The sequence below is a fragment of the Streptomyces sp. RPT161 genome, from assembly GCF_027533845.1.
In the GTDB taxonomy this organism is placed as follows: domain Bacteria; phylum Actinomycetota; class Actinomycetes; order Streptomycetales; family Streptomycetaceae; genus Streptantibioticus_A; species Streptantibioticus_A silvisoli_A.
Window position 1 is genome coordinate 56,802 of record NZ_JAPZVN010000006.1, and the last position, 23,098, is coordinate 79,899.

Annotated in this window: 18 protein-coding genes; 1 reads left to right on the plus strand and 17 read right to left on the minus strand. The window is 70.3% G+C overall.

Features of this window, described 5'->3' with window-relative positions; genetic code table 11:
- Nucleotides 1-81: 81 nt before the first annotated feature.
- Entirely contained in the window at nt 82-768 is a 687-nt protein-coding gene (locus O5O46_RS14920) for a TetR/AcrR family transcriptional regulator (protein ID WP_333482379.1), read from the plus strand.
- Between the two features lie 107 nt (nt 769-875).
- On the opposite strand, the gene O5O46_RS14925 is transcribed toward O5O46_RS14920, so the two are convergent.
- The 17 genes from O5O46_RS14925 to O5O46_RS15005 all read right to left on the minus strand — a co-directional run bounded on the left by O5O46_RS14925 (nt 876) and on the right by O5O46_RS15005 (nt 22,707).
- Nucleotides 876-2,390, minus strand: a complete 1,515-nt coding sequence (locus O5O46_RS14925) for an SDR family oxidoreductase (protein WP_269855904.1) — start codon at nt 2,388-2,390, stop codon at nt 876-878.
- Nucleotides 2,387-3,322, minus strand: a complete 936-nt coding sequence (locus O5O46_RS14930; protein WP_269855905.1) for a DUF3626 domain-containing protein — start codon at nt 3,320-3,322, stop codon at nt 2,387-2,389. Before O5O46_RS14930 ends, O5O46_RS14925 begins: the two co-directional genes overlap by 4 nt.
- A gap of 146 nt (nt 3,323-3,468) precedes the next feature.
- A complete protein-coding gene (locus tag O5O46_RS14935; RefSeq protein WP_269855906.1) occupies nt 3,469-6,033 on the minus strand; it encodes an ABC transporter permease in 2,565 nt (854 codons plus the stop codon).
- 120 nt (nt 6,034-6,153) lie between these two features.
- Complete coding sequence (locus O5O46_RS14940) at nt 6,154-6,936, minus strand: ABC transporter ATP-binding protein (RefSeq protein ID WP_269855907.1); 783 nt, start codon at nt 6,934-6,936, stop codon at nt 6,154-6,156.
- A gap of 294 nt (nt 6,937-7,230) precedes the next feature.
- Nucleotides 7,231-7,908: a response regulator gene (locus tag O5O46_RS14945; RefSeq protein ID WP_269855908.1), complete on the minus strand. Its 678-nt coding sequence runs from the start codon at nt 7,906-7,908 to the stop codon at nt 7,231-7,233.
- On the minus strand, nt 7,905-9,626 hold the full coding sequence (locus O5O46_RS14950; protein WP_269855909.1) for a sensor histidine kinase: 1,722 nt from the start codon (nt 9,624-9,626) through the stop codon (nt 7,905-7,907). The genes O5O46_RS14945 and O5O46_RS14950 overlap by 4 nt, the downstream gene beginning before the upstream one ends.
- 115 nt (nt 9,627-9,741) lie before the next feature.
- Complete coding sequence (locus tag O5O46_RS14955) at nt 9,742-10,191, minus strand: DUF1931 family protein (RefSeq protein WP_269855910.1); 450 nt, start codon at nt 10,189-10,191, stop codon at nt 9,742-9,744.
- Between the two features lie 47 nt (nt 10,192-10,238).
- On the minus strand, nt 10,239-11,933 hold the full coding sequence (locus tag O5O46_RS14960) for an FAD-dependent oxidoreductase (RefSeq protein WP_269855911.1): 1,695 nt from the start codon (nt 11,931-11,933) through the stop codon (nt 10,239-10,241).
- A 35-nt stretch (nt 11,934-11,968) separates the two neighbouring features.
- A complete protein-coding gene (locus tag O5O46_RS14965) occupies nt 11,969-12,232 on the minus strand; it encodes a UBP-type zinc finger domain-containing protein (protein WP_269855912.1) in 264 nt (87 codons plus the stop codon).
- A 15-nt stretch (nt 12,233-12,247) separates the two neighbouring features.
- Nucleotides 12,248-12,709, minus strand: a complete 462-nt coding sequence (trxA, locus tag O5O46_RS14970; protein WP_269855913.1) for a thioredoxin — start codon at nt 12,707-12,709, stop codon at nt 12,248-12,250.
- A 21-nt stretch (nt 12,710-12,730) separates the two neighbouring features.
- Entirely contained in the window at nt 12,731-15,367 is a 2,637-nt protein-coding gene (gene clpB / locus O5O46_RS14975; protein ID WP_269855914.1) for an ATP-dependent chaperone ClpB, read from the minus strand.
- Nucleotides 15,358-15,756: a chaperone modulator CbpM gene (locus tag O5O46_RS14980; RefSeq protein WP_269855915.1), complete on the minus strand. Its 399-nt coding sequence runs from the start codon at nt 15,754-15,756 to the stop codon at nt 15,358-15,360. Before O5O46_RS14980 ends, clpB begins: the two co-directional genes overlap by 10 nt.
- Before the next feature lies 1 nt (nt 15,757).
- Nucleotides 15,758-16,714 (minus strand): J domain-containing protein, encoded by a 957-nt coding sequence (locus tag O5O46_RS14985; protein ID WP_269855916.1) that lies wholly within the window; start codon nt 16,712-16,714, stop codon nt 15,758-15,760.
- 4 nt (nt 16,715-16,718) lie between these two features.
- The gene (locus O5O46_RS14990; RefSeq protein WP_269855917.1) at nt 16,719-17,231 is read right to left on the minus strand and encodes a nucleotide exchange factor GrpE; all 513 of its coding nucleotides are present in this window, start codon (nt 17,229-17,231) and stop codon (nt 16,719-16,721) included.
- A gap of 9 nt (nt 17,232-17,240) precedes the next feature.
- Nucleotides 17,241-19,136, minus strand: coding sequence for a molecular chaperone DnaK (dnaK, locus tag O5O46_RS14995; RefSeq protein ID WP_269855918.1), 1,896 nt, complete (start codon nt 19,134-19,136; stop codon nt 17,241-17,243).
- A 271-nt stretch (nt 19,137-19,407) separates the two neighbouring features.
- Complete coding sequence (locus tag O5O46_RS15000; protein ID WP_269855919.1) at nt 19,408-20,232, minus strand: LLM class F420-dependent oxidoreductase; 825 nt, start codon at nt 20,230-20,232, stop codon at nt 19,408-19,410.
- A gap of 153 nt (nt 20,233-20,385) precedes the next feature.
- Nucleotides 20,386-22,707, minus strand: a complete 2,322-nt coding sequence (locus O5O46_RS15005) for an FUSC family protein (RefSeq protein ID WP_269855920.1) — start codon at nt 22,705-22,707, stop codon at nt 20,386-20,388.
- Between the last annotated feature and the right edge of the window lie 391 nt (nt 22,708-23,098).

Sequence of the window (23,098 nt, forward strand, 5' to 3'; positions counted from 1 at the left end):
GCATAGGTCCGGTGCCAACGTCGTGCGTATCGTCGCTAACAGTGGTCATCTAGCATTGGTTCTATGGTGGGTTGTGAGGCTGTGGACACGCGTGAACGCATTCTGATCGCTGCGGCGGACCTGCTGGCCGAGGGTGGTGCTGATGCTGTCTCCACTCGTGCGGTCAGTGCGGCGGCCGGGGTCCAGGCGCCCACGCTCTACCGCCTGTTCGGGGACAAACAGGGTCTGCTGGATGCGGTGACCGCCTATGGCTTCGAGCGCTATCTGGCTGACAAGCAGGCGATGGCGGCGACCGAGGATCCGGTGGAGGATCTGCGGCGTGGGTGGGACCTGCACGTGGAGTTCGGCCTGACACATCCGTCGTTCTACGTGTTGATGTACGGGGCGGTGCGTCCTGGCGAGCGTCCAAGCGCGGCGGGGGAGACGTACCGGGTGCTGTTGGGCATGCTGGGGCGGGTGGCGCGGGCGGGGCGTTTGCGGGTGCCGGTGGAGCAGGCTGCGGAGATGATCCAGGCCACCTGTGCCGGCGTCGCCCTCGCCCTGATCTCCGCCCCGGCTGATGCACGCGACATGGGTCTGTCGACACGGACCCGGGATGCGGTGCTGGCCACCTTGACCACCCAAAGCGCCCCAGCCAACGAGGAGGTATCGGTCTCTTCGCGGGCCATCGCGTTGGACGCGGTGCTGTCGCGTTCCTCTGATGCGTTCACGGCGGCCGAGTTCGCGTTGTTGCGTGAGTGGCTCGCCCGGCTTGCGTCCAGGCCGTAGCGCCCCGTGCGGCCCTTGCTTTCGACGGCAAGGGTCGCACGGGCGAACATGACGCCGGACGTCCCGCAGCCCCTGGTCGGCCGGTCAGGACGTCAGCGGCGTCGCCGTCACCACGGGGTGGGGGCGTAGTCCTTGAGGAAGCACCCGTAGAGGTCTTCGCCCTGTTCGCCGCGGACGATGGGGTCGTAGACCCGCGCCGCGCCGTCGACCAGGTCCAAAGGAGCGTGGAAGCCCGCGTCGGCCAGACGGATCTTGTCGGGGTGCGGGCGTTCGTCGGTGATCCAGCCGGTGTCCACCGCGGTCATCAGAATGCCGTCGGCCTGGAACATCTCCTGCGCGCTGGTGCGGGTGAGCATGTTGAGCGCGGCCTTGGCCATGTTGGTGTGGGGATGCCCGGCGCCCTTGTAGCCTCGGCTGAACTTGCCTTCCATCGCTGAGACGTTGACCACGTACGTACGTCGGGCCGGGGAGGCCGCGAGCGCCGGACGCAGTCGGCTGATCAGGATGAACGGCGCGATGGAGTTGCACAGTTGGACTTCGAGCATCTCGACCGGCTCGACTTCGGAGACGGTCTGCACCCAGCTGTTGGAGGCGGCCAGGTCGGGGACGAGCCCGCCCGCGTCGATCGCCGTACCAGCCGCGATCCGGGCTGGCGAGGCCGAGCCCGTGACCAGTGCCAGCGAGGTGACCTCCTGCGCGCCGAGTGCCTCGTGTTCCCCGCCGGCCTGACCGGGCAGCGCCGGGTGGTCGACGCTCCCGCTGCCGAAACGGCCGATCACCTCGCTCGTGGGCAGTTCTCCGGCGGGCAGGGGCGCGGACTCGGCCGCGACCAGCTCGGAGTAGGCGGCGGGGGAGCGGCGCACGGTCTGCGCGGCGTTGTTGATCAGGATGTCCAGCGGGCCGGCGGCGGCCACCGAGTCGGCGAGCGCGACCACCTGGGCCGGGTCGCGCAGATCGATCCCGACGATCTTGAGACGGTGTAGCCACTCGGCGCTGTCCGGCATCGCTTTGAAGCGGCGGATCGCGTCGTTGGGGAAGCGGGTGGTGATGGTGGTGTGCGCGCCGTCACGTAGCAGCCGCAGGGCTATGTACATGCCGATCTTGGCTCGGCCGCCGGTGAGCAGTGCGCGGCGGCCGGTCAGGTCGGTTCGCGCGTCGCGCCGAGCCCGGTTCTTCGCGGCGCAGTCCCGGCAGAGCTGGTGGTAGAAGGCATCCACTTCTACGTAGCGAGCCTTGCAGGTGTAGCAGGAGCGCGGGCGCTGAAGGATGCCGGCTATCTCGGTGGTGGTGGGGGTGGTGAGCCCGAAGACGCCCGCGGTCTCGTCGTCGATCCGGCCAGGCGCGCCGGTGGCGGTTGCGGCCGTCACCGCGCGGTCATGGGCAGTCTTGCGCGCCCGGTTCTCCTGGCGGCGGCGCTGTTTGACGGTGCGGAAGATGTGGGCCACGGCCTTGCGGACGGTGATCGCGTCCGGGTGGTCGATCGGCAGGTCGTCCAGTTCGGCGAGGACGTCGAGGCACAGCTGCAGGCGCTCCGGGGCCAGGCCCGGCCCGAACTCGGGTGCGGTGCCGTCCACGGCGTCCGGTTGGTCGTTGGTGTGCTGGTGTTCCGTGGTCGCCGTCATGGCCGTGTGCTGCTCTCTCTTTCGCTGGTTCCCACCCGATTATCCGTGAACTGTACGGAGTGGTCGGGCGGCCGCCCCACTGGGCCCGCGTCCAGCGGCGGAGGGCCGAAGCGCGCCAGGCAGTGCCAGACCTTCTTCAGGTCCTGCGGGTCGTAGCGGCCTGTCCGTACGGCATCTCCGATGATCTTCGGGTCGATCCGGCCGTCGACCGCGATCTCGGCTCCCAGGTCGACGTACCGCTGTCCGCGGTAGCCCGGGTGGCGGCGCAGACGGTCCACGCTGAGCCGGAAACCGGGATGCCACTCGATGGGGCACGGGAGTCGGCGGGCTGCGTCCTCCACGGTCGTGCCGCGGTAGCTGGGATCGAGAACCAGCGCCTCGACGTGGCGGTCGAGCCTGACCGGCCCGTGGATCTGCGCCTCGATGTGACCGTCCATGGCATCCAGGCCACCGGCCTCAGCCAACTCGATGAGCGAGAAACGAGCCGCGACGCCGAAGTCGGACGGCTCGGTGGAGCTGTCGGGGTAGCAGAACGTGGTTCGGGCCAGGGTGTCGCCGGTGAGCCGGAAGTGGGAGGAGCCGAATCGCGGTGCCCCACCCGCGGGGTCGCGCCGGAAGTTCAACGCACCGTAGACAGGGCGTTCGTCGGCGGCCACATGGTCGTAGGCGCCCGCGAAGATGCGGCTCTCCCAGCGCCATCGGTCCCCGCCCGGGTGAGCGGTCAGACCACCGTTGCTGGTGCCCGTTACGAACTGGGAGCGATAGACACGGTCCGCCGCCATCTTGAGCAGGATCGGCTGGCCGTCCGCTGCCCGGTCGGGGTGAAAGTTCATCGTCAGCCGCAGCCGAGGGTCGAGCGGATCTCCCGAGGACAGGGCCGTGACGTGGTGCAAAGCCCTCTTCTGCGGAGACCAGCCGGTGCCGGTTCCCATCGGTGAAGTGTGCAGGAACACAGTCCGCCACCACATCTCAATTAGCCTGCGCACGGTCCCCGAATCAGGGGCCTGAAAGGACGTGTGCGGGGAGCATGCCGGACCGCCCGCCGTCAGCTTCGCTGCGGCGGGCGGTTGCCGCGGCCCTACAGCTCCGTGGCTGCTCGCAGCGGACTGAGCGCGGCTGCGCGGCGGGCCGGGAGGGCCGCTGCGACCGCGCCGAGCGCGAGAGACATCAGGCATACGAGCGCCAGCGTTCCCCAGGGGAGTGCGAGCGAGTACTGCGTGATCGCGCCGTTGGCCAGCGCGCCGACCGCCCAGGCCCCGAACAGTCCGCCGAGCAGGCCGAGCAGTGTGCCGAAGGCGGCGACGGTCACCGCCTCCAGGCGGATCATTCGTCGGATGCCGACACGATCCATGCCGATGGCGCGCAGCACGCCGATCTCGCGAGTGCGCTCCGAAACCGACATCGCCAGGGTGTTGACGATTCCGAGCGCGGCGATCACGACGCCGATGACGAGCAACCCGTACATCAGCGTGAGCAGGTTCCCCACGGTTCCGGCGGCCTCGTGGACGAGTTGCCCCCGGTCCTGGACCTTCAGCAGCGGGTTGTTGCCCACGGCGGCGCGCAGCCGGCTCTCCGTGTCCTTCGACACGGCGTTGTTGTCGGTGCGGACCAGGAGGCGTTGGACGGAGCCGGGCATGAAGCTGTTGTTCTGGACTTCGGGGCGGTAGCCCAGCGCGTCGCGGGCCACCGGGTTGTCCTCGTAGACGCCCACAACGCTGTACTGCTTGAAGTCCTGGCCCCGGCCGATGCTCGCGTTGAGTCGGCTGCCCGCGCTCAGGCCGCCTTGCTCGGCGAGGGTGCGGGACACGGCGATTCGGCCTGGTCCGAGATTCTTGGCGGAACCGCTGACGAAGTGGAGCTTCATGACGCTGTTCACGGTTTCCGGGTCGACGCCGGAGATCTGCTGGGACTTGCCGCCGGTGAACAGGGTGGAGTCCGCGATGGCGCTGGCGGTCCGCACTCCGGAGGTGTCGGCCACCCGCCGTACGGCGGCCGTGTCGATGGCGGTCGTGGTGTCACGGGTGCTGATCACGTAGTCGGCCCCGAGGCCGGACGCCGCTTGACGGTCGAGGGCCTGCCCGGTGGAGTTGCCGATGACGGCGAGCCCGGCGACCAGCGCGGTGGTGATCATCAGGGCGGAGGCGGTGGCCGCGGTACGCCGCGGGTCGCGCAGGGCGTTCTCCCGTGCGAGGTGGCCGATGACGCCGAAGCGGGTGGTCAGTCGTCCGATGAGCCGGACCACCGGGTCGGCGAGCAGTGGCGCCAGCACGATCAGGGCGGCGCCTAGGAGAGCGCAGCCGAGCATCGCGCTGTCCAGGTTTCCCTCTGAGGCGTCCTTCGCCCCGGCGAGCGACACCAGCAGCCCGGCGCCCAGCACCAGCAGGACCAGCCCTACCAGCCCGCGGATCCGGGAACGGGCGGCGGAGGGTGGCTGCTCGGCCGAGCGCATGGCCTCCACCGGTGCGATCCTCGCCGCCCGGCGGGACGGCAGCCACGCGGCGAGCACCGTGACCCCCACGCCAACGGCGAGCGCCGCCACGACGGGCTGGGCACTGATGACCAGAGGGCCGCTGGGCAGCACCTCCTGTGAGGTGTTCAGGATGTCGGGCAGCACCGAGGCGACGCCCAGACCGAGCGGGAACCCGACCGCGGACGCGGCGAGGCCGACCAGTGCGGCCTCCAGAAGGACGGAGCGGACCACCTGGCGGCGCGACGCGCCGATCGCCCGCAGCAGGGCGATCTCACGGGTGCGCCGCGTCACGAGCATCGTGAAGGTGTTGACGATGAGGAACGAGCCGATGAACAGCGAGACGCCGGCGAAGATCATGGGCATCTTCTCGTAGCCCCGAGTCAACACGTCGACGTTGACGGCCTGTTGGGCGGCCTGGGCGGTGGCCGTGCTGACCTCGGCACGGTCGGCCGGAAGCACGGCGGTGACCCGGTCGGAGAGTTCGGACTGGGCGGTACCGGGCGCGGCGGCCAGGTCGATGCCGGTGTAGTGGCCGGGAGAGGCGAACAGCCGCTGGGCGGTCGCCTTGTCGAACAGGGCGAGAGTACCGCCGGCCGTCACCCGGGGGTCCTTGGTGGAGACGATGCCGACGAGCCGCTTGGTCATGACCGGACCGTTGGTGGCCATCGTGACCATGTCACCGATGCCGAACCCGCCGGCCGCGGCGGTTCCGCTGTCCACGGCCACCTCGTCACTGTTGTGCGGGGCGCGGCCGTTCACGAGCGGGTAGCGGCTGTCCCTGCCTCCCTCGCCGGGTACGTAGGCGGCTGCCAGGTTCGCCCATGTCTTGCCGGCACGCAGCGGGCTCCCGTCCTTGGCGGACAGGGTGGCAGTGCCGTCGGCCAAGGGGCGCGCGGTGGTGACACCCGGCAGCTTGGCGAGTTTCCGCACGAGCGCGTCGTCGAGCACGGTGGTGCGCTGGTCCTCCGCGGTGGCCGACGGGGCGAACTTCGGCGTCACGCTGACCGCGATGTCCGCGAAGTTCCTGGATACGGCGGCGCGGTAGGCGGCGGAGGAGGAGTCCGCGAAAACGAGCGTGCCGGAGACGAAGGCGACACCGAGACAGACCGCGAGCACGGTCATGAGCAGACGGGCTTTGTGCGCAAGGACGTTGCGCAGGGCTGTTCGCAGCATGGGGGCGATTCCAGGGGAGTGCGGAGTACGGAGAAAACAAAGAGCTGCCAGGTGCTGTGGGGGGCCCGAAACGCGGGTGACTGTGCGAGGCGCGTGGCGGGCGCCCGCCACCTGGCCGGGTCAGCGCGTGCGGCTCTGGGCCTCGAACCGGAGCATCCGGTCGAGGACCGCGTCAGCGGTCGGCTCGTGCAGCTCGTCCACGAGCAGGCCGTCGGCGAGGAACACCACCCGGTCCGCGTGTGCGGCGGCCACCGGGTCGTGGGTCACCATCACCACCGTCTGCCCCAACTCCCGTACCGAGTCGCCCAGAAAGCCAAGGATCTCGGCGCCGGAGCGGGAGTCGAGGTTGCCAGTCGGCTCGTCGGCGAACACGATCTCGGGACGCGAGACCAGAGCGCGGGCAGCCGCGACCCGCTGCTGCTGGCCGCCGGACAGCTCAGTGGGCCGATGGGCGAGCCGACCCGCCAGGCCCACGGTGGTGACAACCGTCTCCAGCCAGGCCGGGTCCGGCTGACGTCCGGCGAGCCGCAGCGGCAGCGTGATGTTCTCCAGCGCGGTGAGCGTGGGCAGCAGGTTGAAGCCCTGGAAGACGAATCCCACCTTGTCCCGCCGCAGCGCGGTGAGCTGCTTGTCCGAAAGGGAGGCAAGCTCGGTTCCGCCGATGCGCGCCGAGCCGGAGGTGACCCGGTCCAGCCCGGCCATGCAGTGCATCAGCGTGGACTTGCCGGAACCGGAGGGACCCATGACGGCGGTGAACCGGCCCCGTGCGAACTCGACGAACACCGAGTCCAGCGCGGTGACCCGCGTCTCACCCTTCCCGTACACCTTGGTCAGACCCGTTGCGCGGGCAGCCGGTTCGGTGACGGGGGAGCCGGGTGCGGGGGTGGGGAACATCTGGGACATGAGTACTCCGCCTGGGATTCGACGGTCCGCACAGAGCGCGGCGGGCCGGAGGGACACTCCCATCCTCACCGCCTCCACCTGCGCAAACATCGCTCTACGGGCGGGAGTTGGGCTCTGTCCGAGGGAGGAGCCGAACGGTCCGCCTCCGCCCTCGGGCAGACCCTCAGGGGGAGGGGCCTATGCCGTTGGGGAGAGGAGGGCCTGCCCGCGCGGGACCACACCTCGTGCCACGGCCTCAGACCGTTCACACAGCAGGGAACCCGCGCCGCGCAGCGAGTGTCGTGGCGACGTCCTTCAGGAGACCAGACCCGCCCGGTGGGCGAGCAGCGCCGCCTGCACCCTGCTCGCCGAACCGGTCTTGTCCAAGATCGCGCCGACGTGCGTCTTCACGGTCCCGATCCCAATGCCGAGCCGCTCGGCGATGTCGTGGTTGGAAAGTCCCTCGCCGAGCATCACCAGGACCTCCCGCTCCCGGGAGGTGAGCCGGGCGATCCGTTCGTCCCCGACCGCGGACCGGGCCAGCCCGGATCCGCCGCCGCGCAGCATCCGGGCGATCACCGAACCGGTGACGCCGGGAGAGAGCACGGCGTCACCGGCGGCAGCCGCCCGTACCGCGCTGATCAGCTCTTGGGGGCCCTCGTCCTTGAGGAGGAAGCCCGAGGCGCCCTCGCCCAGCGCCCGGACCACGTTGTCCTCGTCACCGAAGGTCGACAGCATCACCACACGCGGCGCCGGATCCAGGGCCAGCAACGGTGCGATCGCGCTCAGCCCGTCGCACACCGGCATCCGGATGTCCACCAGCGCCACGTCGGGACGGTGAGCGGCAGCCGCGTCCACGGCCTGGTGCCCATCGGCGGCTTCGGCGACGACGTCGATCCCGTCGGCGTGCCGGAGGATCAGCCGCACCCCGTGCCGGACCATCGCCTCGTCGTCGGCGAGCAGGACACGGATCGGCCGGGCGGGCTCGGTCACGGGGCGATCTCCCAGGGCGCGGCGTCCCGAACCAACGGGACGGTGAAACGGTCGATGGCGATCAGACGGTGTGCGGTGTCGAAGCAGTAGCGGGCCACGACCAAGCCGTCGGGGCGGCTCTCGGTGGCCCCGTTGAACGGGTAGACGCAGCCGACCGTGCCAGCGGGACGGGGCGGTTCGCGACCGGTGGCCGCGGCCCGCACGGCCAGGTTGTCCACCACGCCGTCCCTGGCCATGTCCTGGAAGCTCATGCCGATGTGGGGCAGCGGAGGCGGCCCGGTGCCTCGCGGGTGGCCGACGAACACGAAGCCGATCCCGAGGACCATCAGCACGCACAGTGCCACCATCCCGAAGGCGAGTGTCAGCGCCTCGGCCGTCCGGCGGCCGGGCTGAACGAAGTCCTGGCGCCCGACATGGTCCGCGCCACCGGACGAAGCGGTGTCGCCCGTCGGTCCGGGTGAGGCAGGCCCGGAGCCGGGTCGTTCCACGGCGACAATCTCACCGGGCTCGGTCGGCACGACCGCCTCCACCTGGAATCCGCCGGACGGCAGCGCAGCGGCGTCGAAGCTGCCGCCGAGCAGTTCGACCCGCTCCCGCAGACCGGCGAGGCCGCGCCCCGTGCCCATGTCCTCGCTGGGGGCCGACGGCTTCGGCGGCGCACCGTTGCGGACGGTGACCCGCACCGTCTCGTCACCGTGCACGACCCGCACCGTGACATGCGCCGCTGTCGCATACCGGTGCACATTGGTCAGCGCCTCCCGTACCACCCGGTGCACCGCGCGGCGAACCCGCTCCGGGCGGATGCCGAGATCCGCTCCCCTCCAGTCGAGCTGGACGGCGATTCCCCCGTCGCGGGACTCCGCCACCAGCGCCTCGATGCCCGCGCGGGTGCCGGTCGCGTCGGTGAGCGCGTCCGGCCCGGTGTCCCGGCCGAGCGGCCCGAGCACCCCGAGCGCCTGCCGCAACTCACGCATCGCGTCCTGGGTGGTATGCCGTACCAGGACGGCCTCCTCGCGCAGCTCCGGGTGGGCGCGGTCCAAGGCCAGCTCCAGTCCGCCGGCGTACAGCGAGACGAGGCTGAGCCGGTGGCCGACCATGTCGTGCATCTCGGCGGCGATGCGGGACCGCTCCTGGACACGCGCCTCGCTGTCAGCGAGCCGCCTGGCCCGTTCCGCCGCGTCACCGCGCTCACGAAGCGCCCTGACCAGTCGGCCCTGCTGTCCGTACGCCGTGCCGACCAGGCCGGGCACGACCACCGCGGTCACCGCGAGGACCAGCCCCAGCGCCACCCCGTACGGCACCGATCCGGGGCCGAACCAGGGGGCGACCGCCGTCGCGGACAGCACGCAGAGGAGACCGGCCGCACCGAGGAGTCGGGCCCGCCTACGCGCCCGAACCGTGCGGCGGGCCACGCTGTACGCGGTCGCCGCCGTGACCGGCCCGAGGCAGGGCAGCGTGCCGGTGAGCACCGCGAGCACCAGCAGCACCGCGCCAGGAAGCCGACGACGCAGCGGCAGGAGCACGGCACCGGCGGGAACCGCCAGCAGCTGGAATCCCGGGTGCGGCAGGTAATCGAGACGCACGGCCACCGCGTACAGGCCCGCAGTCGCCAGCGCCGCGCCGACCACCTCCACCACCGGCGACACGGATCCGCGGGAGAACGGCGCGGCGAACGGGCGGCAGCGGGTGAAACGGCGGAAGGGGCTGGTGAGCGACACGCTGACCAGTATCGACGTCCCACCGCTACACAGACGTGAACCTCACGGGCGATCTGCGCTCTACCGAAAGACAGAGGCAGGGCGCCGAACACGTCAACGCATGGCTCGGCAACGGCTACAGCAGCAGGTCGAACAGGCCGAGGACCTGCTCCCACTCCGGGGTGAGCGGGTGGGTGCGGTCCGGGGCGATGATCCGGAACGACTTCGCCATCGCCAGGCTCAGCCCGCCCGCGATGGCCGGGAGTCTGTGCTGTGTCTCCTCGCTGGCCGACAGTTCCAGTGCGGGGTGGGTGGCCAACTGGTCGAGCAGCGGCTGTAGTTCGATCTCCTGGTCGAGCTGTTTGAAGGCGTGGATGCTCTCCTGCAGTCCCTTGGTGATGGGAAGGTCCTGCGGTTCGATGATGTCCCGACCGTTGGCCTTGGCCTTGGCCTGGGCGATGAGGAAGAAGTCGTAGAGCTTCTGGTCGATGAAGTCGGCGTAGCGCTTGAGGTCGTTCTTGTCGACGGAGAGTCCGGCCGCGGCCCGAAAGAAGCGTTCGAACTTGGTCACACCCATGACGGGCATACCGATCACCTCCTGAGGTGGGTTGGGCCGTGTCGGCCCGATCGAGGTCAGTCCTGGGCGGAAACTCCCACCTCCCTGAGACGCTCGTGGATCAGGCGTACGGCCATCGCTCCCTCGCCGATGGCGGAGGCCACCCGCTTGATCGAGCCGCTGCGTACGTCTCCGACGGCGAAGACGCCCGGCCTACTGGTCTCCAGCGCCATGGGGGACCGGCCCAGGTAACTCCAGTCGTTCTCCTGGGTGTTCGCGGCGGCGTCCTGACCCGTCTCCACGAAGCCGTGCGAATCCAGGCAGACCGCACCCTCCAGCCATGTGGTGCACGGCTCGGCCCCGATGAAGATGAAGAGTGCTCGTACCGGCAGGGTGCGACGGTCCCCGGTGCGGTTGTCCTCCACGGTCACCGACTCCACGGAGCGGTCCCCGTGCACCTCACGCACTTCGGTGTGCAACTGGACGTCGATTCCCGGATGCCGCTCGATCCGGTCGACGAGGTAGCGGGACATGTCGGCGCCGAGGTCGCCACCGCGCACCAGCAGGTGGACCTTCGGCACCTGCCGGGCGAGGAAGAGCGAGGCCTGCCCGGCCGAGTTGCCCCCGCCGACCACCGCGACGGGATCGGCACGGCACCTGCGGGCCTCCACGAGCGTGGCCGCGTAGTACACGCCCAGGCCCTCCAGTTCGTCGATGCGGGGGACGTTCAGCCGACGGTAGTGGGCACCGGTGGCGAGCACGATCGTCCGGCCCATGGCCGGGCCCTCCTCGTCAAGGGAGACGACGTAGTGGTCTTCCCTCCGCTCCAGCCCGACCGCCTGTACCGGCACGGTGATCCCGGCACCGAACCGGGTCGCCTGCACGACAGCCCGCTCGGCGAGTTCGGCGCCCGAGATTCCAGCGGGGAAGCCGAGGTAGTTCTCGATCCGGGAGGACGTGGCCGCCTGGCCTCCGGTGGCCACTCCCTCCAGCACGGTGGTCCGCAGCCCTTCGGAGGCCCCGTAGACAGCGGCGGCGAGCCCGGCCGGTCCGGCGCCCACGACCAGCAGGTCACGTACGTGGTCGTTGGGTTCGGCGGAGCGCATGCCGAGGGCGCGGGCCAGCTCGGCGTTGCCCGGATTGCGCAGTACCCGGCTGCTGTTGAGCACGACCACGGGCGTGTCGGAGGCGGGGATGCCCAGCCGCTTGAGCAGTGACTCCGCTCCCTTGTCCTTCTCCAGGTCGATCCACCGGTGCGGAAGGCGGTTGCGGGCGGCGAACTCAAGCAGTCGGCGGGTGTCGGACGAGTAGCCCGAGCCGACGATCCGGAAGCCGGTGCCCTGCCCCACCAGTTCGGAACGCCGCAGCAGATAGGCGCGGAATATCAGGTCGCCGAGGGCGGGTTCACTGGCCAGCAGCGCGCGTAGTTCGCCGGCATCCACCACGAGGACCGTCCCGCTTTCGACGACCACGGCGGTGAAGAACGCGGCCTGGCCTTCCAGGAGCGCGAGTTCGCCGAGGAAGCGCCGCGGGCCGTGTATCCGCAGGACGCGTTCGTCGACTCCGTATCCCTCCAGGATCGCCACTTTGCCACTGAGCACGACGATGAACTCGGTGCAGACCTGGCCCTCGCGGAAGAGGACTTCACCGGCCTCCACCTTCCGCTTGTCGCCGCATGCGGCCAGCACCTCGATCTGCTGGTCGGAAAGCCGGGGGTACGCACCGTGTGTGTCGGGCGTCTCGTCAGCGCGCACGGCGTCGCCGCCGCCCATGACGGCTCCCTCTCCCCGGTCCGGTGCCCGGCCGCTCACACGAACGCCTCATGTGCGAAGCACCAGCGCCAGTTCTCGCCCGGTTGCAGCGAGCGGACGATGGGGTGTCCGATGGCGGCGGCGTGCGCCCTGGCGTGCCGGCCCGGCGAGGAGTCGCAGCAGCCGACGTGTCCGCAGGTGAGGCAGAGGCGCAGGTGCACCCAGCCCATGCCGAGCCTGAGGCACTCCTCGCATCCGTCGGGGGTCCTCGGAACGACGTCGCGGACCAGGCTCAGATGGGGGTCGTGAAGGACGGTCATGGTTGCCTCCGGGCGTCAAGCGGGTTGGGCGCGGCGGGAGAGCGTCTGCTCCACCCAGTCCCGCAGCACGTTGGGCGGTGCGGCGCCGGTCTGCCGTGAGATCTCCCTGCCCTGGTCGAGGATGAGGAGGGTCGGGACGGCCTGCACACCGAACCGCTGCTGCAACTGTGGAGACTTGTCGATGTCCACCTTGACCAGCTTGATCCGGCCGGCCATGTCGCGCGCCACCCGCTCCAGCGCGGGGCTGACCATTCGGCAGGGGCCGCACCAGGTGGCCCACAGGTCCACCAGGACCGGCAGCGTCGACTGCTCGGCGACCTCGGCGAAGTCCTGGCTGGTGGCGTCAACGATCCAGGGCAGCGCCTGGTGGCAGTTTCCGCACTTGGGGGTGCCGTCCGCGGCGGCCGGAATCCGGTTGGTCCTCCCGCAGTTCTCGCACCTGACGGTCTGCGTCCGCCGGTGTGCGGTGCCGCTCATGACGCCTCCTGACGACCGCGGTCACGCGGCCTTGGCTTGTTGCTGCGTGGCATCGGGGATCTCCACCACCAACTCGTCGTCGTGAGCGGTGACCACCACCGTGAGACCCTCCCGGATCTGGCCGCGGAGCAGAGCACGGCCGATCTTGGTCTCCACCTCGTGCGAGATGAAGCGGCGCAGTGGCCGGGCCCCGAAGACGGGGTCGAAGCCCTCCTGGGCGATGAGGCGGCGGCCCTCCTCGGTCAGTTCCAGGGTGATCTGCTGTTCTGCCAGCCGCTTGCGCAGCTCGTCGAAGAGCAGGTCGACGATCCGTTCGATCTCGGCGAGGCCCAGTGGCCGGAACAGCACCACGTCGTCGACCCGGTTGAGGAACTCAGGCCGGAAGTGGGCGTGCAACTCGGCCATGACCAACTCCCGCACCTCGGGCTTGATCTCGCCGCCCGCGGTGGCGTCCTGCAGCAGATGCTGGGAGCCGAGGTTGGAGGTCATGATGATGACCGTGTTGCGGAAGTCGACGGTGTGGCCCTGGGCGTCGGTGATCCGGCCGTCGTCGAGCACCTGGAGCAGGGTGTTGAAGACGTCCGCGTGCGCCTTCTCGATCTCGTCGAACAGCACCACGGAGTACGGCTTGCGGCGCACGGCCTCGGTCAGCTGGCCGCCCTCCTCGTATCCGACGTAGCCGGGGGGCGCTCCGACCAGGCGGCTGACGGTGTGCTTCTCCTGGTACTCGCTCATGTCGAGGCGCACCATGGCGTCCTCGCTGTCGAACAGCGCGGCCGCCAGCGTCTTGGCGAGCTCGGTCTTGCCGACACCGGTCGGTCCCAGGAAGATGAACGAGCCGATGGGCCGGCGCGGGTCGCGGATCCCGGAGCGGGCCCGGATGACGGCGTCGGCGACCAGTTGTACGGCCTCGTCCTGCCCGATGACCCGCTCACGCAGGATCTCGTCCAGCCGCAGCAGCTTCTCCCGCTCGCCCTCCTGCAACCGGGCCACCGGGATGCCGGTCCAGGCGGCGACGATCTCGGCGATCTCGTTCTCGGTGACCACCTCTGGCAGCAGCCGCTGTTCGCCCTGTTTGGTGGCGAGTTGCTGCTCCTCGGCGGCGAGTTTGCGTTCCAGTTCGGCGATCTTGCCGTAGCGGAGTTCCGCGGCGCGGTTCAGGTCGTAGTTCCGCTCGGCCTCTTCGGCTTCGTGACGGGCCTGTTCGAGCTCCTGGCGCAGTTCCTGGACGCGTCGGATGGCCTGCCGCTCGGCGTCCCACTGCGCGTGCTTGGCGTCCGCCTCGGCCCGTAGGTCGGCCAACTCGCGGCGCAGTTCCTCAAGTCGGGCCTTGCTGGCCGAGTCGTCCTCCTTGGACAGCGCGGCCTCCTCGATCTCCAGCCGGGTCACCCGGCGGGTGAGCTCGTCCAACTCGGCTGGCAGGGAGTCGATTTCGGTGCGCAGCCGGGCACAGGCCTCGTCGACCAGGTCGATCGCCTTGTCCGGCAGGAAGCGGTCGGTGATGTAGCGGTGGCTGAGGGTCGCCGCGGCGACCAGGGCGTTGTCCTGGATCTTGACGCCGTGGAAGACCTCAAGGCGTTCGCGTATCCCGCGCAGGATGGAGATGGTGTCCTCGACGCTGGGCTCGTCCACCATCACCGGCTGGAAGCGCCGCTCCAGCGCGGCGTCGGACTCGATGTGCTTGCGGTACTCGTCCAGTGTGGTGGCGCCGATCATGTGCAACTCGCCGCGGGCCAGCATCGGCTTGAGCATGTTGCCCGCGTCCATGGCGCCCTCGGCGGCGCCCGCGCCCACCACGGTGTGGAGTTCGTCCACGAAGAGCAGGATCCGGCCCTCCGCGGCCTTCACCTCGGCCAGTACCGCCTTGAGGCGCTCCTCGAACTCGCCCCGGTACTTGGCGCCCGCGACCAACGAGCCCATGTCCAGAGCGAAGATCGTCTTGTCGCGCAGGCCTTCGGGAACGTCCCCGCGCACGATGCGCTGTGCGAGCCCTTCGACGATGGCCGTCTTGCCGACGCCGGGGTCGCCGATGAGGACCGGGTTGTTCTTCGTCTTACGGCTGAGGATCTGGATCACGCGGCGGATCTCCGCGTCGCGGCCGATCACCGGGTCGAGCTTGCCGGCCTGGCCCTCGGCGACCAGGTCCCGGCCGTACTTCTCCAGCGCCTCGTACGCGCCCTCAGGCGTCGCGGAGGTCACCCGCTGGGCGCCGCGTACCTGGGTCAGCGCGGACAGGAAGGTTTCCCGGGTGACGTTGTGCTCCTTCAGGCGGCGGCCGGCCTGGGTGGCGCTGCCCTCGTCGATCATCGCAAGGATCAGGTGCTCGACCGAGACGTACTCGTCCTTCAGCCGCTTGGCCTCCCGGTCGGCGGTGTCGAGCAGCCGGGCAAGCCGCTGGGTGACGTACACCTGCCCTGGTGTGGCGCCCGGACCGGTGACCTTGGGGCGCCTCTCCAGGTCGCCGCGTACATCCGCCCGGAGTGCGTCGAGGTTGGCACCGCACTGCTCCACCAGGCGCGGTACGAGGCCGTCGCCCTGGGCGAGCAGGGCGAGCAGCAGATGTTCGACGTCGACCTCGGTGTGGCCCATCCCCGTTGCCGTGGTCTGTGCTTCCTGCAGCGCTTCCTGGGACTTCTGGGTGAGTCGGTTCATGTCCACGGCGGTCCACTCCTTCGCTGTCCGATGGGTGCGTCGGCTCGCGGATGGGCGGCGTTCACGCGGCGCAGTTCGGTCTCCAAGGACTCGATCCGGTCAAGTAGGTCCAGGACCAGCCCGATCGCGGCGTAGTTGAGACAGAGTCCGGTCCGCAGTCGTTGGACACGGGCGATGGCGGACGGTGCGGTCGCGGCGAACCACAGCTCTCCGGAGGCGTCCCGGGCGGCGTCCACCAGGCTCAGCGCGACGAACCGGCGGACCAGGTCGGGGTGCAGGCCGCTGCGGCGGGCGACGACGTCAAGGCTGAGCCGGTACGGGCGGGTCAGCGGGTAGTGGACCGTTGCCGTCTCCCGTGCGCGCTGTGCCGCGGTCGGCGTGGGACGGACGCTCATCTCACTGCCTCCTCGGGTCGAAGGTCGAAACGGCGGCCAACTCCTCGAACAGTTCCTTCTCCTTGGGAGTCGGCGAGGGCGGGACCGCTATTCGGATGTGGGCGTACAGGTCGCCCGGCCTGCCCTTCGGGTTGGGCATGCCTTCCCCGCGCAGCCGCAGTCGGCGGCCGCTGGAGGAGCCGGGCGGGACGGTGACCTTGGCGGTGCCGCTCGGTGTCGCCAGTGGCACGGTCGCGCCCAGGGCCGCCTCCCACGGGGTCACCGGCAGGTCGACATGGATGTCGCGTCCGGACAGCCGGTACCGCTTGTGGGGGAGGATCCGCACCCTCAGGTACAGGTCGCCGGCCGGGCCGTCGCCCATGCCCTGGCCGCCTTCTCCGGCGAGCCGGATCCGCTGGCCGTCGACCACACCGGACGGTATGTCCACGTCGTAGGTGCGAGGGTGCTCCGGTCCGCCGATGGTCACCTTCCGCTTGCCGCCGCGGTGTGCCTCCTCCACGGTGAGCCGGAGTTCGGCCTCCTGGTCGGCGCCCGGCATCGGGCCGGGGGCGCCGCGGCCGCCGAACATACCGCCGAACAGGTCCTCGATGTTGATTCCGGCGCCCTCGAAGCCCTCACCACTGGTGTAGACCCGAGTCCGTCCGCCGCCGGGCGCGCCGCCGGTGGTCCAGCGAACCCGACCGCCGCCACCACCGAATCCGGCGCCTGCGGCCACCCGCTCGTCGTAGTCCTCCGGAATCTGCCGGAAGTCCGGACCGAAGCGGTCGTACCGTGCGCGGGTCTTCGGGTCGGACAGCACCTGGTATGCCTCGTTGATCTCCTTGAACCGCTCTTCGGCGGCCGGGTCGCTGTTGATGTCCGGGTGGTTCTGGCGGGCGAGCTTGCGGAAGGCCTGCTGGATCTCGTCCGCGCTCGCGTTGCGCGACACACCCAGCACTTCGTAGTAATCGCGCGCCATGCCGTCACTCCTGTTTCCGGCTCACGGCCACGGCCGCTGGCCGAAGTTGCCGATCGGGGTCGCCGTATCCGGGCCGGAGCACCCGCACCACGGTGCCCGGCGCGGTGTCCGGCTCGTCGACCACCGTGACCACCTCGTGCCGAGTGGGGTCGAACGGCACATCCGTCTCGTCATGACGCGGATATCCGAGGTCCTTGAGGATCTGGACGGCCAGGTCGCGCACCGCCCTCACCCCTTCGACGACGGAGCCGGGGTCGGCCTCGGCGTGCGACAGCGCCAGTTCGAGGTTGTCGACCACCGGGAGCCAGGCGGCGGCGACCCGCCCGCGTTCGGCGTCCCGCACCTGCTGCAACTCACGGATGTGCCGCTTGCGTTGGTTGTCCAGCTCCGCCATCGCCCGGCGCCAGCGGTCGTCCAGTTCCTCGACGGTGGGGGTGGCGGTCGACTCCTCGTCCTGGCCGGTCGCCTGCCGCGTCGCCTGTTCGTCCGGCGGGTGCTGGTCCTCGTGCTCGGACATGGCGGTGCCTCATCCCCGATCGAATTCGGCGTCGACGACGTCCTCGTCGGGCCCCTCGCCGGTGGCCGGCCCGCCCTCTTCGGCCGGTCCGCCGCCTTCTGGCGGGGTGCCCGGCTGGCGGCTGGCGAGTCCGTGGTAGATCTGCTGCAGTTCGGAGGTGAGGCCGCGGACCCGGTCCACCGTCGCTTCCTCCTTGACGGCCTGACGGGCCTCGGAGACCAGCATCTCCGCGCGTGCCTTCTCGTGTTGCGGGACGGAGTCGCCCAGTTCGCTCAGCCGCCGCTCCACCTGGTAGGCGACCGCGTCGAGTTCGTTGCGTGCGTCCACCGCCTGGCGCAGGGACTGGTCCTCGGCGCGGTTGCGTTCGGCCTCGGAGACCATCCGTTCGACCTCGCTGCGGTCCAGGTTGGAGCTCTCGCTGATGGTGATTCCCTGCTCGGCGCCGGTGTCCTTGTCCCTGGCGCTGACGTTGAGGATGCCGTTCGCGTCGACGTCGAAGGTCACCTCGACCTGCGGCTCGCCGCGCGGCGCCGGGCGGATGTTCTCCAGCCGGAAGCGGCCCAGAACCCGGTTGTCCGCCGCCCGTTCGCGTTCGCCCTGCAGCACCACCACGTCGACCGCGGGCTGGTTGTCCTCCGCCGTGGAGAACGTCTCGGAGCGCCGGACCGGGATGGTGGTGTTCCGGTCGATGATCTTCGTCATGACGCCGCCGCGCGTCTCCACACCGAGGGACAGCGGGGTGACGTCGAGCAGCAGCACGTCCTTGACTTCGCCCTTGAGCACTCCGGCCTGGATGGCCGCGCCGATCGCCACCACCTCGTCGGGGTTGACGCTCATGTTCGGTTCCTTGCCGCCGGTGAGCCTGCGCACCAGCGCCTGAACCGCGGGGATGCGGGTCGAGCCGCCGACCAGGATGACCTCGTCGATGTCGTTCTCGGTCACCTTGGCGTCGCTCATCGCCTGGCGCACCGGGTCCAGGCAGCGTTCCACCAGGTCGGCGGTGATCTGCTCGAAGGTGGAGCGCCGGATCGTCTCGGTCAGGTGCTTGGGGCCGGAGGCGTCCGCCGTGATGAACGGCAGGTTGACCTGGGTCTGGGTGACCGAGCTGAGCTCGACCTTGGCCTTCTCGGCCGCTTCGAACAACCGCTGCAGGGCCTGCGGGTCGCTGCGCAGGTCGATCCCGTTCTCCCGCTGGAAGGCGTCCGCCAGGTGGTCCACCAACCGCCGGTCGAAGTCATCGCCGCCCAGGTGGGTGTCACCGGCCGTCGAGCGGACCTCCACCACGCCGTCGCCCACGTCCAGCAGGCTGACGTCGAAGGTGCCGCCGCCGAGGTCGAAGACCAGCACCGTCTCATGGCCCTTCTTGTCCAGCCCGTAGGCCAGTGCCGCCGCGGTCGGCTCGTTGATGATGCGCAGCACTTCCAGGCCGGCGATCTTCCCGGCGTCCTTGGTAGCCGTGCGCTGGGCGTCGTTGAAGTAGGCGGGCACGGTGATGACCGCTTCCGTGACCTTCTCACCCAGGGTCTTGCCCGCGTCCTCGGCGAGCTTGCGCAGCACCAGGGCGCTGATCTCCTCGGGCGCGTACTGCTTGCCGCGTACCTCGAAGCGGGCCAGGCCGCCGGGCCCCTCGACGACGTCGAAGCCCACCGCTTTGGCCTCTTCGGTCACCTCGTCGAAGCGGCGGCCGATGAAGCGCTTCGCCGAATAGATCGTCCCCTTGGGGTTGAGGATCGCCTGCCGACGGGCCAGCTGCCCCACCAGGCGCTCCCCGGTGTCCGTGAACGCGACCACGGAAGGAGTGGTGCGTGAGCCTTCGGAATTGGGGATGACCGACGCCTCACCGCCTTCCCACGCGGCGATCACCGAGTTCGTGGTACCCAGATCGATCCCGACTGCCTTGGCCATCTGGCACTCCTAGATCGTTACTCCCCCCTGCGGACGGCGCGATCCATCGGGTGGGATCCCATCGCACCTTCTGCCAGCGTGCTCGAACGGGTGGCCGCTGACATGGCCCCGCGGGGACGAATTACGCCCGCCGTACCGACCTGCCAGGTCGAGGGGGAGCGGTGGCCTGCCGCTTTCCGGCCCCGGAGGCGAGCTCCGCGGGGCCGGATCCGTCCCGTCGGCCGATCGCGGCTCGCGTCCGAGGACTGGCGGCGCTTCGCTGCTCGGCCGTTCAGCGGAAGCTGGCGGCGATCTCCGACAGCCGGTCCAACTCCGCCAACGACTCCCGCTCCGGCATCGTCTCCAGGTCCAGCAGCACCCGGTCGACCCCCACCTTGCGCAAGCCCTCCAGCAACTCGGGATCCGCGGGCGTGTAGGCCACCGTCACCGGCACATCGCGGTTCGCCATGCCGCGCAGGCGCTCCATCCGCTGACGGAGCTCCTCCGGGGGCATGACGTTGGCGATCCAGGCGTCACCGAGCTCCGCGATCCGTGGGAACGCGGCTTCGCCGCCACCCACGTAGATCGGCGGGTGCGGGCGCTGCACCGGCTTGGGCCAGCTGTACACCGGGTCGAAGTCCACGAACTCGCCGTGGAACTCGGCCTTCTCCTTGGTCCAAAGCTCCCTGATGGCATGCAACCGCTCGTCGACCAGCCGACCGCGGGTGGCCGGGTTGGTGCCGTGGTTCTCGATCTCCTCACGCAGCCAGCCCACTCCCACCCCGAAGATGGTGCGCCCGCCCGAGACCAGGTCCAGGGAGGCGACCTCCTTCGCCGTGATGATCGGGTCCCGCTGCACCACCAGGGCGATGCCCGTGCCGACGAGCAGCCGTTCGGTGACCACCGCCGCGGCGCTCAGCGCGACGAAGGGGTCCAGGGTGCGGTAGTACTTCTCCGGCAGCTCCCCACCGAACGGGTACGGGGTACGCCGCTCCACCGGGATGTGGGTGTGCTCGGCGATGAACAGCGAGTCGAATCCGCGTTCCTCGACGGCTGGTGCCAGTGCGGTCGGTGTGATGCCCTGATCGGTGATGAAGGTTGAGATCCCGAACTTCATGGCAACTCCTCTGCTCGATGGCGGGACGCGACCGACCCGCGGCGCTCACTGCGCCGGATTCCCGGACCCGTCCGTCTGGCAACGATCATCAGGCCTGCGGACACTCGGGCACCGGCGGCACGCCCCGCGTGGCCGTCCGGAGCGCCCGTTGCCTCAGGCGGCGATGACCTCGGCGTCGTCGTGGCGGTCGGATGGCTCCCGCTGGTCGGTGTCGAGTCGCATGCCCAGCGGGCGGGCCAGGCCGACGACCTCCTCATCGACCCGCCGTAGATGGCGTAGTGCCTGTGCGGCGGTCGTGTCCGGCTCCTCCGTCTGCCGTGCCTCCGGGCGCGGCTCGCGGACGGCCGACGACGTGCGCCGCCAGCGTCCGAACAGCGGTTTCGCGCCGGTATCGAGCGGCTCTCGGCAGTTGCCGCCGCTTTCCAGGCAGGTGATGAGCGCGTCGAGGTTGCGGTCGACGCGCTGGGCGGCCTCCCGCAGCCGTACGTCGGACCTCATCGTGCGACGTCCCGTGGCCAGTTGTGCCATGGCCGCCAGGCTGCGCGCGTGGTAGGCGGCCGTCTCCAGCAGCCCCAGGACGTATCGGGTGATCCTTCGGCGGTTGCGCAGCGGAGTGATCGGGTGCCGCAGCGGCTGGGTGGCGGTCCGCAACTCGTCCAGGGCGTTGTCCAGCGTCCGGGCTCGCTCCAGCAGATCCACCGGCCGGCCACCGCTGAGCTCCGCGACGCCCTGCCCGGTCACCTCCCGCAGCCGCCCCAGGACTTCGCGGACCTGCTGCTCGGTGCGTTCGTAGGTGTGTACGGGCAGGACGAGCGTGCCGGCGAGGATGGCGCAGGCGGCTCCGATCGCCGACTCCCCGAGCCGTAGCTCCAGCAGTCCGGGCGTGAGGCTGTGCAGCAGTGTGTACAGCAGGCAGAGCATGGCCGTGACGAAGAAGGACGACAGCGCATAGGTCGTCGCGGTGGTGTAGAAGCTGCCGAAGACACACAGCATGAGCAGCGCGAAGGCCGTCCAGGGTTCGTTGCCGACGAGGTCGGCGAGCCAGATCCCAGCCAGCACGCCGATCAGTGTTCCGGTGATCCGGCGGTAGCCCTTGACCAGGATCTCGCCGCTGGAGGAGGTGTTCACGAACACCACCCAGCAGGTGAGGACCGCCCAGGACCAGCGCTGCGGGGACAGCAGTTCGCCGCCCAGGATGGCCAACGCCGAAGCGACGGCGACCTGCACGGCGACGCGGGTGCTCGCCCGGCGCATGCCGGTTGGCTCGGTCTGTCGGCTCGCCGCCCGCTGCGCGGTGTCCTCCGCTTCCAGTACCGCCTCTTCCGTCTGCAGTTCCTCGCGCGAGCGCGCCGCCTCCGGGCTGTCGTCCGGGCTGTCGTCGGGACCGGCGAGTGCGATGCGCAGTCCCATCAGCCCACGACTGAGTTCCCCGATCGCCCTGAAGACGTCCCGCACCGGCGCCGGAGCCTCGGGGAGTCGCTCGGGATCCCGGTAGCCGAGCAGCCTGTCGCGGACGATCTTCAGGCCGACGCCCTGGTCGTTGACCGCGGTGCGGCTGGCGATCTCCCGCAGCGCCCTGAGGTCGGCAACGAGGCGGCGCACGAGGTCCGGCCGCGCCACCTCCAGCGGCACTTGCTCGGGCGGCCGACCCGCCACGAGACGGTCGGTCAGGTCATGGGCCACCGGATTGGCACCCGGCCTGCCCAACGCCCCCAGCAGCATGGCCCCCAGCCGCTCGGCGGCGACCTCGGCATCGGCGATGCGCCGCTGCACATCGGCCGCGACCGCGGGATCCCTGATCCCCTCGTCCAGGTGGTCCTGGATCATCAGCGCGGCCTGGTGCAGGCGCGCCGTACGCCGCCGGAGTCTGCGCATCGCCGGTTCGGCCGTAGGGGCGTCGGGTCCCTGTTCGGCCACCTCGATCAACGAGTCGATCAACTGCAGGAGCCGGGCCCGGAAGGACTCGCACAGGCGGAGCAGAGTGCGTTGCGGGGAGACGCGCACCACGGCGAACCGCACCACCACGGCGGAACACCAGCCGATCACCAGCACGGTGCTCTCCTGGGCCACCACCTCCGGTCCCGTGCGCACGAACAGGGAGATGAAGTACATCTGGAAGGCGATGACACCCAGATCACTGCCCCGCTTGCCGAACCGCCTGGAGTAGGCGGCCAGGAAGACCACCACCACGCACATCAGGTCGGCCAGCGGGCGGTTCGGTGCGATCAGGGTGCCGACCGTCAGCGCGGCCAGGCCGGTGGGCAGGCCGACGGCCAGTGTCACGGCCTGTTCCCTGCGGTTCGTGGCCGAGACCGCGAAGGAGAAGACCTCCGCCGCCGTCGCACCGGTGACCACCGTCCGCGGGGGGTAGTGCGACGCGGCCAGGAGCGCGGCGCACAACAGGATCGCCGTGACGATGCGGGCGGCGCTCAGGAATCGGATGAGCCCTGGGTCGGAGGCGATGACGCGGTCCACCGCCCGCCGCCACGCCTCCGCTGCCTGCGACGTCCAGGCGAGTGCTCGTCCGCTTCGGGTGTGCTGGTCCGTGGCTCCGCCTTTCGGATGTCCGGGGCGTCAGGTCGCCTGTGCCCCACCGGACGGCGTTCGGGACTCGGTGGACCGGGAGTCGGCCGGCGGTTCGGGCTGCCGGGGCTACGTGTGCTGCGCCGCGCCGAGCAGGGCGCTTCGGCCTCCCGGTCGGTGGGCGGCGGCTTCGTCCGTCCGGTCGTCCGACGCTTGAGCCCGGGTAGCTTCTTCGCCGGAAGGCTCCGGCGGGGTGACCCGGGCGGCGCGGGCAGGTATCTCCTTTCTCGTTTCAGCCTGCTCTTGTGTCAGCCTGCGCGGGGCGGGTAGAGGAGACATGGGC